The organism is Jiangella muralis (assembly GCF_001270745.1).
Taxonomy (GTDB): Bacteria; Actinomycetota; Actinomycetes; order Jiangellales; family Jiangellaceae; genus Jiangella; species Jiangella muralis.
The window spans coordinates 424,609-439,085 of record NZ_KQ434754.1 but is presented as its reverse complement, the minus strand read 5'-3'; the positions used below and the strand labels follow the sequence as shown (position 1 = coordinate 439,085).

At 65.2% G+C, this 14,477-nt stretch carries 9 protein-coding genes; 4 read left to right on the top strand and 5 right to left on the bottom strand.

All coding sequences use genetic code 11. The annotated features are described in order from the left end of the window. Positions 1 to 35 precede the first annotated feature (35 nt). The 3 genes from ACW62_RS10230 to ACW62_RS10220 form a co-directional block, all read right to left on the bottom strand. Positions 36 to 308, bottom strand: coding sequence for a hypothetical protein (locus ACW62_RS10230; RefSeq protein WP_053203976.1), 273 nt, complete (start codon positions 306 to 308; stop codon positions 36 to 38). Further along, positions 305 to 784 carry a hypothetical protein gene (locus tag ACW62_RS10225; protein WP_169792028.1) on the bottom strand — a complete coding sequence of 160 codons (480 nt, stop codon included), beginning with the start codon at positions 782 to 784 and terminating at the stop codon, positions 305 to 307. Before ACW62_RS10225 ends, ACW62_RS10230 begins: the two co-directional genes overlap by 4 nt. Positions 785 to 930: 146 nt before the next feature. Then, the gene (locus ACW62_RS10220) at positions 931 to 1,164 is read right to left on the bottom strand and encodes a type III secretion system chaperone family protein (protein WP_157574609.1); all 234 of its coding nucleotides are present in this window, start codon (positions 1,162 to 1,164) and stop codon (positions 931 to 933) included. 116 nt (positions 1,165 to 1,280) lie between these two features. Between ACW62_RS10220 and ACW62_RS33940 the strand changes: the two genes are divergently transcribed. Then, positions 1,281 to 1,445: a hypothetical protein gene (locus tag ACW62_RS33940; RefSeq protein WP_157574607.1), complete on the top strand. Its 165-nt coding sequence runs from the start codon at positions 1,281 to 1,283 to the stop codon at positions 1,443 to 1,445. Here ACW62_RS33940 and mobF read toward each other — a convergent pair whose 3' ends face one another. Beyond that, positions 1,446 to 5,201, bottom strand: a complete 3,756-nt coding sequence (gene mobF / locus ACW62_RS10215) for a MobF family relaxase (protein ID WP_053203973.1) — start codon at positions 5,199 to 5,201, stop codon at positions 1,446 to 1,448. A 985-nt stretch (positions 5,202 to 6,186) separates the two neighbouring features. On the opposite strand from mobF, the gene ACW62_RS10210 reads away from it, so the two are divergent. The 3 genes from ACW62_RS10210 (at position 6,187) to ACW62_RS10200 (ending at position 10,071) form a co-directional block, all read left to right on the top strand. Next, entirely contained in the window at positions 6,187 to 7,413 is a 1,227-nt protein-coding gene (locus ACW62_RS10210; RefSeq protein ID WP_053203972.1) for an ABC-three component system protein, read from the top strand. Beyond that, positions 7,410 to 7,937, top strand: a complete 528-nt coding sequence (locus tag ACW62_RS10205) for a three component ABC system middle component (RefSeq protein WP_053203971.1) — start codon at positions 7,410 to 7,412, stop codon at positions 7,935 to 7,937. Before ACW62_RS10210 ends, ACW62_RS10205 begins: the two co-directional genes overlap by 4 nt. A 79-nt stretch (positions 7,938 to 8,016) precedes the next feature. Further along, the gene (locus ACW62_RS10200; RefSeq protein ID WP_053203970.1) at positions 8,017 to 10,071 is read left to right on the top strand and encodes a DUF3732 domain-containing protein; all 2,055 of its coding nucleotides are present in this window, start codon (positions 8,017 to 8,019) and stop codon (positions 10,069 to 10,071) included. A 493-nt stretch (positions 10,072 to 10,564) separates the two neighbouring features. On the opposite strand, the gene ACW62_RS33100 is transcribed toward ACW62_RS10200, so the two are convergent. Continuing rightward, complete coding sequence (locus ACW62_RS33100; protein WP_169792027.1) at positions 10,565 to 14,062, bottom strand: type ISP restriction/modification enzyme; 3,498 nt, start codon at positions 14,060 to 14,062, stop codon at positions 10,565 to 10,567. Positions 14,063 to 14,477 lie beyond the last annotated feature (415 nt).

The following is a 14,477-nucleotide window of genomic DNA, read 5'->3' as shown; positions in this document are numbered from 1 at the left end:
CCGTTCCACGATCGGCGGCGCCCAGCCGGACGGTGTCAGCGAGTGGCGCGGGCAGCGGCCTCGATGAGGGCCTGCCCGACCGCCTCGGCCTCGTCGGGCTGCAGCGTCACCGCCACCGGCGCGGCCCACCGGGATGCGGCGGTGAACTCGACGCGCCGCGGCTCGCCCTCGGGCTGGGCGACGTTGACCCCAACCAGCCAGGTGCGGTGCCAGCAGACCGAGGACATGACGTACTGCCGGTGCGTGCGGTGCTCACCGGCCTCGTTGCACCACTTGAGGACGCATTCGTCGTTCGTGGTGGCAGTCATGTGCCCCGCTCGCTCTCCTGTTCGAAGAACCGGCGGACGTCATCGAGCCTGGCCTTCACGGTCCCGAGCTGTTCGACGGCCTGCCGGTAGTCGGACAGGTGGTGTTCGGCCGTGTCGACCGCAGCGGCAGCGCGGTCGAGCAGCTCGTTGCCGGTCTCGGCGATGAGCATGCGCCCGGCCCGCCAGTCGATCCGTCCCCGGTGACCCAGCACGAGCCCACCGAGACGAGCGGTGAGAGCGTCCAGGCGTTCGATGATCTGCTCGTCGGACAGACCGGGCAGATAGCGCTCGCGTGCCTCGGCCAGCACGGCCGGAGTCCAACCGGCCCGCTGGGCTGTGTCGGCGATCTCGCTCAACTGCCGTGCCAGGGCGCGGGCCTCGGAGGGGGCGAGGCAGATGTCGGCCCGCTGCCCGGAGTCGAGGGGCTCGATACGGATGTCGATCGACGGTCCCTCGATGTCGTGCCAGGCGATCATCTCGCCGACCTGGTCACTCACGAACGGTCTACGGGTAATGACGTTCTTGCGCTCGTTGGTAGATACGGTTGCCACGGGTCTCCTCCTGCTCAGTTCAGGTTGGGGATCAAGTTCCTGTCCGGTGTTGACGCACCGGGCAGGAACGCCTAGCTCTCGCGGTTCGGTCGAGAATCCTCCATTGGTACGACGAGCGAACGCAGTGTGTTGATCAGCAGCGTGTCGTCCAGGTGCGTGGTCGGCAGCGGCTTGTTCGGCCCGAACGTCACCGCAAGCTGGACCTGTCCGGGGCTGAGCCCGATCACGCACTCGTGCTCCTGCTGCGGGTCGTAACGCAGGATCAACGTCCGCTCCGTCGGCCAGTCGTCAGGGGTCGTGCTCATCGCGTCCTCCAATGCTCGCTCAACCAGCGCCAGTATACGTCCCACCTACGACACACATCAAGCACACACTCAGCACACAAAGTTCCACTGGCCGCACACACTGGCATCATCTGTATGTGCCCAGCGATCGAAAGCACATCTACATTCGCGAGCAGGACGTCGAGCTCTGGGAGCGAGCCGCCCGGTATGCGGAAGCGCACCGACTCTCCATGGGCGGGCTGATCATGTTCGCGCTGGAGGCATACCTGGCTGAGCACGACCCGACGCATGAAGCGGAATGATCATCGCTGCATGCCGGGACGATATCCCCGATCCGTCGGCACGTGCTCGTGGTGGGACTTGAGCAGACCGCTCAACTGCTGAGCCCGGCGCAGGGCCTCGAACGCGAGACGGACGTCGCGATGCCCGTCCTTCTGCGGGCTGTCGCCGAGCGGGTAGCCGCTGGTGACCTCGTGCCGTTCACGGTAGGCGGCGATCGTCGCCACGTACCGGACCCACTGGCTCTGGTCATCGGGAGCTGACGGTGATGGACCGAGTTCCTGGAGCCATAGCGGACGTTCGGCGATCGCCAGCCGAGCCAGGGCATCGGCGCGGTGTTCGAGTAGGTGTTCCCGCTCCTGGAGGGCACGTCGGAGTTCGGGGTCGCGTGTGCCGATGGCGGCCGGGATGAGGCCGGCGACGAGACGGCGGGGCACTAGTCGGTGGGTGGGCCGTGTCGCGTCGACGAGGACTGCAAAGTGTTGGCTCAGGACCACGATGGGGTCGCCGTCGTGCTGGTCTTGGACGCCGATCAGGGGAACCAGGTCCAGGACGTCGATGCCGAGGTCGTGGGCGTGGAGAATCGTCGCGGCAAGTGCTGGGTAGGCCGGTGAGGTCGTCGGGTCGACGGTGTGGGTGAGCGGGCTGGCGTCGATGATTAGTGCGACGTGGTCGGCGAGTGCTTGGGCTGCGAGGGTGGTGTACTCGTCGGCGAGCTGTCCGAACGACTCCGCCCTGTCCTGGAGGTCGCCGACGGTCTCGTGTGCGGAAAGTGGGGAAGCGGTGCGCCGCAGGACGGCCGTGAGTGCGGTGATCGCGGTCGGTTCGGTGCCGTCGCCCAGGTGTCGGTCATCGGGGTCGAGGTCGGTGGCGACGTAGGCGTGGTTGGCGAGGCGTCCTCGGGTCATGGCGACGTAGAAGACCTCGCGAGTGGTGCTGGTTCCGCTGACGAGCACGTGGGCGGTGTCGACGCTGGCGCCTTGTGCGCGGTGTGCGGTGGTCGAGTAGGCGAGTTCGACGTGTTGACGCACGTAGTCCGCCGGGAGGGTGATGGTGCCGACACTGCGGTGTCGGCGGAGGGTGAGGGAGCCGTCGCGGTGACGGCGCTGCACGATCCAGGTGTCGCCGTTCTTGACCCAATTGCGGCGACCGGTGGACAGGCGCCGGTCGTTGTTGCGGGTGACGACCCGGTCCCCGCGCCCGGCCAGGCTGCCATCGTGCAGGACGACACCGCCGGGTTCGACGTGCCCGGCCGCGACCCGGTCGGCGCGGGCGCGCATGGCCAGCTCGCGGACGGCGTCAGTGGACGCCGCGATCAGCAGCGACGTCCGGCCGGCGGTCTCGTCGGCGAGCCAGGACCTGTACGCGTGGTCGGTGACGTCGTCGGTCTCGCCCGCGTGGAGCCGGCCGTGCTCCTGGTAGGTGGTCAGGATCTCGGCGTCGCCGCGCCGGAGACTCCGCGTCGCAGCGGCCTCCCAGGCTACCTGGAATCGGTGCAGCGCGGTGAGCTCAGGCACCAGGTCGTCGCCGTAGTCGCGGACGAGCAGCCCGAAGGCGCCGCCAGCGTCGACGGCGCCGAGCTGAGCGTGGTCGCCAACCAGCAGCAGCTTCGCGCCAGCCTCGTACGCGGCGCCGGCGAGGGCATCCAGCGCGAGCGTCCCCACCATCGATGCTTCATCGACGATGACCAGCTGGCCGTCGGTGAAGCGCCAGCGCCGGATCTCGGTGGTGAGTTCGGCGATGCGCTCTCGCACCGCTGCGGCGAGCTTGGCCCTCCCGGCAGCCGAGATGCTCCCTGATCCGCGCAGCCGCCATGGTCGTGCTTCCGACCAGGAGCACTCGGCGCGGCTCAAGTGGTCGCGCCATCCCTGGTCGTCTAGACCGATCCCTGGCAACGCGAGCAGCAGGTGGTCTAGTTCGCGTTGGCGATGCGTGTTGCGGTGGGCCTCGTGGAGCCATTTCGCGGTGTTGTCAGTCGGGATCCCCAACGATTCGGCCACCACGCCGGCGGCCGCCGCCGATGGTGCAAGCCCAACCACCGACCCGGCGCCGTGCTCGTGCTCCCAGGCGTGCCGGAGGACGTCGAGAGTGGTGGTCTTGCCGGAGCCGGCCGGGCCGAGCAGGACATCGACCCGGCGGCCGCTGACCGCGATACGGGTGAGCGCGTCGGCCTGGTCGGCTGTGAGCAGGTGCCCGTTCCTGGTGGGGTTACGGGTCGCTGTGTCGATCGCGGCGAGACTGAGCGCGGGCGCATCGATGGCGCGCAGTCCTGCGCGCAGCCGCTGCTCGGCGGCGAGCATTGCGGCAGATGTGAACACCCGCCCGGGCGCGAAGACCGAGCGGCCATCACGTCGGCGGAACCTGGCAGGTGTGAAGGCGCGCTCGCGCGGGGTGAGGTCGACCGACAGCGCGAGCAACCGATCGGTGGCGTCGCCGATGAGCCGGTCCCGCTCGTCGGCGTCGACCATGCGATAGGCCATCGCGGCCCGCGCGACCGCGGCTCGGACGTTCCACACCGTCCAGGTCGAGCGCTCGGTGCTTAACTCGTCGAAGGCGTCGCGCACCAGCTGATCGAGCGCACCACCCGCCGCGAGATCGTCCACCCGCCACAGCAACGGGCGATCTCGTCGGGCGGGCGCGAACCGGGTACGACTGCTCACCCACTCCGCCGGGTCGTCACGGAGTACGACGCGAGCGCGCTCGGCCCAGTCGGTCGTCAGCTCAGCGAGTGAGCGGACCTCCTTCGCCGGGCGGGTGGCCAGCGTGGCGATCTGGCGCAATCGGATGACGGTCCGATCGCTCGGGCTGCGGCCGTGCTGGCGCCGGTAGGCGTCGACCAACCGGTCCTTCTCCGCCTCGATGTCCGCGCCACGGCTGGAGAACGCCGCGATCAGCTCGCCCGGCATGGTCTCGATCTCCCACACCGTGTTCTTCGCCTTGTGCCGAGTGCCGCGGTTCTCCCACCCGACGCCGAGCCGGGCGGTGATGTGGTCGGCCAGGACGTTGTCGTACAGCTCCGACAGCGCCACCACGGCCGGATACAGGGCACCGCGCGAGTCCAGGGTGCGCCACCGGGCGTCACCGGTGGCCTGGACCCGGTTGAGCAGCAGCACGTGCGTATGCAGCTGCGGGTCACCGGAACGGCTGTCCCAATGGTCGAACGCTGCCCCGATCACGCCCCTGGTCTCGACTTGGGCGACCCCGTTGGCGCCGATCCGGGTGCGCACGACATCCCGCTCGAGCACGCTGAGGACGTCCCGGATCGCCGCCTGATGCGCCTCGTAGACCTGCTCGCGCACCCCCTGATCGCCCAATCCCCAGAGCACGCTCACGCTCTTGGGCGGGGAGAACGTGACGTCGAACCCCGCGACCGGCCTGACCGTCGGGCGAGCCTTCTCCTCGGCCTCGATCCGTTCGACCGCGGCCGCGCGCTCATCAGCGCTCAGCTGAGCGCTCAATGCGGCAATGCGCGCATCCGCGCGCTCACGCCACCCGATCACCTGGCGGAACCGGCGCCCGAGCGGCTGCCCGGTGAGCGGATCCACCCCCTCGCGGAACATCCGCTCCAGCTGCTGCTCGCTCACCCTCGAACCGGCCGAAAGGCCCGCGCCCTCGCCCAGACCAGCCAGACCGGCGCCCACCCACCGGCCATGCGGGTTACCCGGCTGCGTGTAATAGCTGGTCACCGCCGACGCGCCGGGCACATCCTCCTGATCTGCGATCCCACGCAGCAGGTACCGGTACCCGTCGCCGGCATAGACCCGCTTGACCGAGATCACTCAGCCGAACGACGCATCTCCGCACGTCGAGCACGCTGAGCGCAACGGCGCGAGCATGAGCGCGCATCGCCACGACGTGGCACGAACGTGCGCCCGCACCAACCACACGCTCGCCGCCGCGACTCGGTGCGCTCACGCTGACGGCGGGCCCGCGCACGACACGACTGCGAGCAGAAGCTCGCGTCACGGCGGACCGGAACCCATGAGCGGCCACACTGAGCGCAGACCCGCGACCGCTCACCCGCGACCGCGCGGACGTGGTCACGCTGACGCCGACGACGCGCTCGCTGGGCGCACCGACGCGAACACCACCGCTGCGTCACAGTCGCGGCCGCGAACCCCCAGCCACACTCCCAGCACGCCTTCGAACCCGTAGAGAACTGCTCGTCCATGACACCTCGGTGACGAGCCGCCGCGCACCGCGAAGCCGATCCGCGACCGGATACGCCGCCCAATGCCAGACGTGTAAGGCAGTGAGGCTTCCTCCAGGCCATGAGGCTTCGATCCGGCTCCCGTGCGTCCGTGCAACTGCTTGGGTTCGGGGAGGAGGGTCAGGATCCGGACGCGGACCGGGCGGGGTCGGTGACGGTGAAGATCGCGGCGACGACGACGCACGCGACGACTCGCTTGATGGCCTCGGTCCGCGGCGGGCAGCAGCTCGACGCTGTGGCCGCGGCCGCCGCCCAGGTCGACTGCAGAGCGGCAGCCGTGGGAGCTGGTCTATGGCGGCGAGCAGGAAATCGCGAGCCTGGACTGGTGCGGTGCGGGCTGCGGGGCGTTCTGGTTCGTCGTGCTGGCGACGTCTGCGCCTTGGGCTGATCGTCTGCTCGCTGCCTGCGTCGCTCTTACGACGGCGAACTCGTCGTAGACGGTGTGCAAGCCTGGCGGACGTGGCAAAGTTCAGCCAACCTGGATGCGGGACCCCCGGGCATTAGCTAGCGAGCGGCCATAGCGGAAAAGTGGCTGTCGAGAGGTAGGGGAAATCGTGACCAACACCCACTCGGCAGCCGGATCCGCTGCTGGCTACCAGTACCAAGCCGACTATTGCCTATACGCGCTCCTCCTCGATGGAGGCCCCGGGCGCGCCATCACCCTCGAGTTGCACGATGACGTCGCCTGGGAAGATGACGGAACGCCGCTGGAGAAGCTCCAGATAAAGCACAGCGTCAACGCAACTGGAGGCCTAGGCGACAAGTCGCCGGCCATGTGGCGAACCATCAAGGCCTGGCTCGACGACGGCCAGGCGGCCAACATCGATGGACCTGCACTCGTCCTGGTCTCCACCGGCACGGCAAGCCAGGGTTCTGCCGCCTACACCCTGAGGGCCACCAATGACCGAAACCCGGTCGATGTGGCGAACAAGCTCCGCAAGGCTGCCGAGGGCAGCGAGACCCAAGACCCTGCGATGCAGGCCGCGTTCGCTGCCTTCAAGAAGCTCGCAGTTCCCGCGCAGAACGCGTTTGTCTCCCGGATCACCGTCGTCGACGGCGCCCCGACGATCGTGAACATCGCAGACGCGGTGAAGGACCGCGTCTGGACGCACCTGCCTTCCGACACGAACAAGCATGCCGACTTTCTCGACAACCTCTGGGGTTGGTGGCGCGGTCGCGTGGTCGAGATGCTCAGCCAACGCTACTTCCCGGACGACGACAACCTTCGCGAGGCCGTGACAGCCGCTGACCTGAACGCGAAGCTCATCCAACTCACGATCGCGTATAGCGACCAGGGTCTTCCAGAGTTTGCTGAGTTCGACCTCGACTACACCGACAAGGCACTCGCCGGCCTCGACGAAGAGATGTTCGTGCACCAGCTCGGGTTTGTGAAGGTTCATGACCGGGTCGTGCGCCGGGCGATCGTCGACTACTTCCGTGCGACCCACAGCGAGGTGAAGTGGCTCGAACGCGACTTCCTCCGCGGCGACGAGGTCCAGGGTTACGAACGGCGACTACGGGACGCTTGGGACGTCTTGTTCGGGTTGATGCTCACTGGGCTGCCGGCGGGCGGATCCGAGGACGACGCGATCGCTGCCGGGCGGAAGCTGCTCCAGGACGTGCTGACTGCTCCGGCGATCCGCATCCGTGACCGCGTCGACCAAGACTTCTACTACCGGGGCAAGCACCACATGATGGCCCAGGGCTCAGACCTCGGCTGGCACCCGAACTTCAAGAAGAAGGTAGAAGATCTGTTGCTGGGGGCGGTGACAGTGCAATGACAGCAGACGCCAGCCCCGTCACGATCCATTCCCAGCTCCCCGGGTGGGACCAGCGGTCGCCCGTTCCTGCTGCGATGTTCAACCCGGCCCTCGTTGCGGTCACGATCGCAACGGCAGCGAACCAATACGAGGAGACTGCGGGCTTCCCGATGCCTTGGCCGCTCGCCCATCTCGTGACTCCACTCGTTCTCCACCGCCCGACTCGCGAAGCTCTCCCGAGGACCAAGGCGACCAGCCTGACGAAGTGGGCCGGCGACAACGCGGTGCTGATTGCCGGCTTCCCGGCACGAGCGAATCAGATGGCGCCGTACGTGCGGGAAGGGCTCAGGTTCGGGCTCCGGGAAGGAACCGTCGAACTCGTCGACGGCGATGGGTTGCGCAGTCTCGCCGAGCCGCAGATCCAGCCCCGCAAGGCCGCCGGTGACCTTCCGGTCGTCTACAGGGCGTCCGGGATGATCGGCCGCGTTTTCGGCCGCGCAGGAAACGCGGCGTCGATCTACAGCGCCCTCGGAGTGCAACCGTGAACTGACCGTCTCCAGCAGCGGCGATGAGTCCATCTCCGCATTCATCGCACCGCAACCGAAAAGATGGCAATCTAGCGGCGTGCAACTCGTGTCCGTGTGCCTGTACTCCACCCTGGGTGAACTCGAAACGATCGAATTCAACCCGGGGCGCCTCAACATCGTCACCGGCGTCTCCAGGACCGGCAAGTCCGTCCTGGTGAAGATAATCGACTACTGCCTTGGCCGTTCAGACATCCCGACCTCGGCAGGCAACGTTGAGAAGGCACTGAGCTGGGTTGGCGCACTCTGGCAACTCAACGACGGCGGCCGGGCGTACGTCGGCCGGCCGCTACCGCAGGGCCAGAAGAAGAACGAACAAGCCCTGCTCATTATTGGTGACGCGGCCCTCCAGCCGCCGACGCCGCCGCTAGAGCCGAACATGAACACCAAGACGATGCGCCTCGTTCTGGGCCAACGCATCGGCATCGACGAGAGCCAGATCGACCCGCCACCCGGCTCCTTGCGAGACCCGCTCCGGACCCACCTCGGGCACGCCGCGTTTCTCTGTATCCAGAACCAGGATGAGATCTCCTCATCCACCCGCATCTTCCACCGCTCCGGCGAACGCGGAGTAGACGACGCACTGCGCGACACCATCCCGTACTTCCTCGGTGCAGTCCCGCCTGACCAGGCTCTACAGAAGGCGCTGCTCCGACACGAACAGCGGCGCCTCCAGAAGCTCGAACGAGACCTGAGAGACGCGATCGACGCCGTGGCGACCATCGACTCGGAACTGCTCGCCCTCCACACCGAAGCAATCGAAGCGGGCCTCGCAGAACCTCTCGACCCCGAAACCCCGGGCCGGTCTCGCGCTGAGCTCGTCACGCTCCTCCACCGCGCCAGCCGCGACGCTTCACTCGTCCCCCCGGACACCGCACCTGCGCAGAGCCAGGACGCAGAACGACGCGCACGGAACGAGCTTGAGCTCGCTGAAGACGACCTCTACCAGCTGCTCCAGCAACGCCTGCTACTCCTCGACGAAGCCGAAGGAAGCTCGGACTACGAAGACGCACTCAACATCCAGGTTGGCCGGTTGACGAGCCTCGACCTGCTTCCGCTCGCTTCCGAAGGGCCGTCCCCAGGCCCCGAACACAACGAAGGCGCTGAGGACACCGAAGAGCCCGCCAAGCCAGTCGTGGCCGGCCGCTGTCCCGTCTGCGGCCAAGAGTCCGAGGATCCGACCAGTGGGCAGATGCGGACAACTCTCGAGAAGCTCAAGTCCCAACTGGCGAACATCCGCGGAGCATCACCCGCGAAGAGCGAGGCTCTCGACGACATCAACCGCCGCATCGCAGAAGTGCAGGGACGAGTGCGACGGGGGCGCTTAGCAGTGGACTCCACCTTCGCAGCCACATCAGCCGTCGGCCGCGACGCCAATCGCCGCCAGGACTTCACCCGAGGACGCATAGACGCCATCATCGCCCGAGCACCGGAAGCCGACGAAGGCCACGCAGCCCTCATCCGTGAACGCATCACGGTGGCCGAGGGCACCATCGAGGAACTGCAGCGGCAGCTCTCCGATGACTCCGCGCGTGAACGCCTCACCACCAGGCTCAACGGCGTCGGGCGCGACCTGACCAAGTACGCCCAAGAGCTCGGGCTCGAGCACAGCGATAAGAACGTCCGCATCGACCTCGCAGAGCTGACCGTCGTGGCAGAGGTCGACGATGATCCCGTGCCGCTCCATCGGATCGGCAGTGCCGAGAACTGGATCGGCTACCACGTCACCAGCCACCTCGCGCTGCATCAGTCGTTCATCCGGCACGACCGCCCGGTGCCCCGGTTCCTTGTCCTCGATCAGCCATCGCAGGGTCACTACCCCTCAGAAATGGACCGTCAGGCAGAAACGGCCACGGACGCGGACGACCTCGCGGTCCGGAAGCTGTTCAGGAAGATGTACGACTTCGTCGCCGAAAACGACGGCAATTTCCAGGTCATCACGGTCGACCACGCAGACTTCGAGGAGACGTGGTTCCAATCGTCGATCGTAAAGAACTGGCGAGACCAGAGTGACGGCCCAGTGGGTCTCATCCCGGCGAAGTGGATCGCGCGCCTCGACGGTTCAACCGGCCAAGGTGCCCAGGACGAGGCCTAGCCGGACACCTGGTCGGGGGCCCGTGGACGGCGGCGGCCCGGCCAGTCAATCCGCCTCAGCCGAAGCTCTCGACAGCCTGTTCAAAGGGCCGGTGGGTCTTGGCTCCTCCCGCCGCCGACGCTGAGTCGCGACTCTAGCTCCCCCGGAACCAGTCGAGTGCGGCGACGGCGTCGAGCAGTGCGGGGCAAGTCACCGCTTCATCGTTGGCACCGGACGCTGTTGGCTCGTGCCCTCTGGGCACAGAACTCAGGCGTTGACCACGGCGCCCCGGCCGGAACGCAATTGTCAGCGGCCCCGGAGATCGGACTCATGTACGTCCTGAGCGGCCCATAGGAAGTCGGCATCGCTGTCGATGTCAGCGTAGTCGCTCTCGGCAGCGCGGGGTTCCGCGCCCTGTTGGTCCTCGACCTCACGAGAGCGGGTCGCGTAACCACTGGTGGGGCCTACCGCGACGGGCAGCGCAGCAGCCGGCGCGCCGCGCCGACGTCCTTCCTTAAGCATCGCCCTCTACATCATGGAACAACGCCGTGTCTTGCTCTTGATCAGACAAGTTCGTCGCTGCGCGATAGTTGGCATCCAGTTCAGGACCCAGCAAGACGAGCTCCGTCAGCCGACCGCAAATCTCTGCGAACTCCCTCGCCTCAGCCACTGTCAGGTCACGACCTAGTACGCCCTTGTCACGGTAAGACAGCCACTTTCGCAGCACTTGGTAGCCGCCAATCTTGAAGTCCCAGGCCGCCTCGGGAACGCCGCGCCAGCACACCGCATCGTTGAGGTAAACGTCAACCACCTCGGCTCCCAGAAGTCCCAACTCCTCGTCGCGCAACGCAGCTGCTTCGACCTCCGTTCGGCCGCGAATCTCAACCCTTCCACTGCCCGGCATGACGATCCGTGACACTGCGCCACTCTGCTGTTCGCGCTTCTGCGTGACGGCCCAACCAGCGGTGACGGCAAGGTCACCATCGTCTGTGGCCAAGGGTCGGTCGTCCCTGCGGCCGATCCGAGCCAAGCTGCGTCGGCGAGCTATACCTTCCCTATCCCAGACCCGTCCGTCGGCATCCATGCTCAGCAGATCAGCGATCCGTTGGCCAAGGCGTGCGGACGCCAGGAGATCGGCCAGCTTGGCGGGGAGGGGAAGCCGGGGCCAGTCGTCCCGGATCGCATCGCCATTCTCCTCGAGATAGAGAGGCGAGTACCCGACGGCGAGAGCATGCAGCCAAATCAAACTCGCAGTTTCCTGTGACGTCTCCATGTCGCTGAGACCGATATCGGTGAGGTATGCCCGCGCAGTTGCAGACAAGTTTGGGCGCCACGCGAGACCACTTTCATTCTCGGTCTCCAACTCAAACAGCATCCCACTACCAGCGGCCGAATCCGAACCAGTTGGAAGCCAAAAGGGGATGACATACGCGTCCTTATGCATCGCATGCTGATCGATGAGCGCATTTGAGTGCAAGAAGGCGGCTCCGTCGAGTGATCGAGGTGCGCGACGGCGCACGACGAGGGAATTGCTTCCTAGCTCAGCTGACCTAATGTATTGTGGTCGCGGCTCATTCCACAGTTTCCTAGTCGGATCAATGTATGCCCACCTAAGATCAAAAGGCTTGACTTGAAATCGGACGATCTTCCTTTCATTGAAGGGGCTGTCCCTGAGGAGCCGCTTACGCGTCGCTTCCGGGCCGAAACGGGCCCAACTGTAGGTCAGTCGGTCGCCCTCGTCCCTAAGAACATTGAACTCGACGCCTTCGTCCAAGTAATGTCTCATCCTTGCCGCAAGCGTGACTCGGTCATGCGATATTAGCGCTTCCCCGCGGTTCTCATTCAGCCCGAGCGAAGGATCATCTGACGTGAGATCAACGACGCGCGGCCAACGATCGTACCCCCTCCTGGGTGACCAGGGCCGCAAGCGATACCAGTTCTCGGGCGTGGGATTCAGATCCTGAAATTCAGGTGCATCAGCGCCTACATTACATGAATCAAGTTCAGCGCGTTTCCCCGCGCCCCAGAAATCTCTGTAACGCACTTTGAAACCGGGAGCGTTAGCCGCTTTGGATCGAACAAGCAAACTGATCGCAGTGCCGACCTGGATGCCAGCCGGATTGAGCCTGGTCGAGAAGATGCTTGGGTCCGGCAATCCATCCGGCGTCTTCTTGCCGGTCTCGCGACTGTCGCCATTGAGGTTCTCAATATAGACCCGGTCGAATTCACTGACTAGTTGGCGCCGCATGACAACAGCCGATGGGTCAGCGAGCCATGAGAAATTGGTGATATAGCAAACTATGCCTCGCCCGGTCTCTTCAGTAATACGCCGCTCAGCTACCCGAAAGAACCGCACGTATAGGTCGTCGAGTTTGTTCTTTGTGATATCCCATCTATCCGCGAGACCCTGCTTGTATGGCGCTACTAGACCCCCTTCCTCGCGGCCACTCACGCCTGCGAATCCGTTGTAGGGTGGGTTGCCTAGGACGACGAGGATGGGATTTTCGCGCTTAACTGCTTCTGCGGCGTCGCGCTCGTCTTCGAACTCAGGGTAAGGCAGTCGTGGGTGCTCATCGCTTTCTACCCAACCTGTGAGCGCATTTGTCAAGTAGACGCTTGCGCGCTCCCCTGCAGCCTCTACGAGAGGAGCCCCCAGGCGATCTAGCGCCAAGCCCACGTTAAGGTGAGCTATTACGAACGGCGCAGGAAGCAATTCGAACCCGTGTATCCGGGTCAAGGCGGCCGCCTTCGTATCCTGCGCTACTAACGCGTCGCCATGCCGTTCCTCCAATACGCGAGCAATGGTCCCGATGGTTTCGACCAAGAATGAACCGGTTCCAGTGCAGGGATCGAGTACGTGGACGTTCTCATCCGCTAGCCCCAACTCGAGCCCTAGATCATCTTTAAGCGCACGGTGAACGCTCGCCACCATGTGGCGAACGACTTCAGGAGGCGTGTACCAAACTCCCAATTGACGCCGCATCTCTGGGTCGTACGCTTGGAGGAACGGCTCGTAGAAATACTGAACCGCATTCGCCGACTCGAAGCGGTCGAAGAAGAGCCGGCGATCTACACGAAGCAGGGCGTCTTCGGTCCAGTCGAGCACCTCATTGAGACCGACCGGCAATGTCGCCTTTGTCGTCAATTGTTGAAACAGCACTCTTACCATTGGGACATTGAGGGTCCATTGTGCGGCGCGCCAACTGAAGCGCTGTTTGCTACCCACGGGCTGCGACTCGCTCCAGACGACCCAGGCTGCGAATACGCCATAGAACAACGTCTGTACGAGGGCTGAGCGGAAGAACTTCTCACCCTCGCTTCCTTCGAACTTTAAGCCAAGTCCATCCTCTAGTGCAGAACGCAACGTTCCCAGTGCCTCAAGGTGTTGCTCGTCCGCCAGGTCTAGACGCCGCCGGCCTTCACGCGCGTAAGCTGCAAGGAACCACGCTAGGTCGGCGGGCTGCCACAAGGGTGCATCACCGAGCAAGGCACGTGCTAGGAATTCGAAAAACTGGGTTTCAAGGTTTCCATCGACATTCTCAGTATCATTGGTCAGTTCCCAGAAGCTCTGCTCATTCTTTGCGATCGAGAACAGTTCTCCTTCGATGGGCTCTCCGTCCTTACCGAGGCTCACGAGAAGGAACTCACGGTAGGTCGACACCAGCACCTTGCCGTAGCGGCCGAGATACTTGCGGACCTGCTGTGAGCGGGCGATGCGCCGAACGTCTCGGCCAGGACCCTTGACCTCCAAGACTCCGCGTTCGGGCACTCGGGTAGCCATCGCTCGCTCGCCCGCGGACGCAACGGCGTGACTGCGAAGGAAGAAGCCACCGTCAGGCACCCCTGCGCCACGATTCCGCGTCGTCAGTACGCACAGGACCTTCGGAGACAGATGGCCACCAACTTCGTTGAGCAGCCTCTCCAACTGGCCGTAGTAGGAGGTCTCCTCAACGGCCTCGCCAGTCTCGCGGATTCTTGCCATGGCGCTTAGATAATCCTGAAGTACACCCATGTCCCCAACCCTGACGCGTGGAGATGAGTCTCTCATGATGACGCAAGCTGGGTCCGGAGGAGGCGGGCACGCGTGTCGGTCGGGACGGTCTCGGCCTCTGATCAGGCTGTTCACATCGTGCCGCTGGTATCCGGCGTACGGACCGCCTACAGCTGGCCGGCGGGACCAATTTGTGCGCAACCGTGGACATCAGCTACTGCAGGTAGGGGGCGCCCGATCCAGATCCGGCTAACGGCCATGCTCGTAATCAGCTCGACCGCTGCACAGGGGCCGCCGGTGAACGATACGGCCGACTTCCCTGACCTGCTGATCCGACCGTCTGAACCAGACGGCGTACGCCGACACAGCCGGATGTGAGGGGGCAGCTGGACCCCGACCAAGAGGACGAGTGGCGGTCACTTCGGCGAGGGACCGT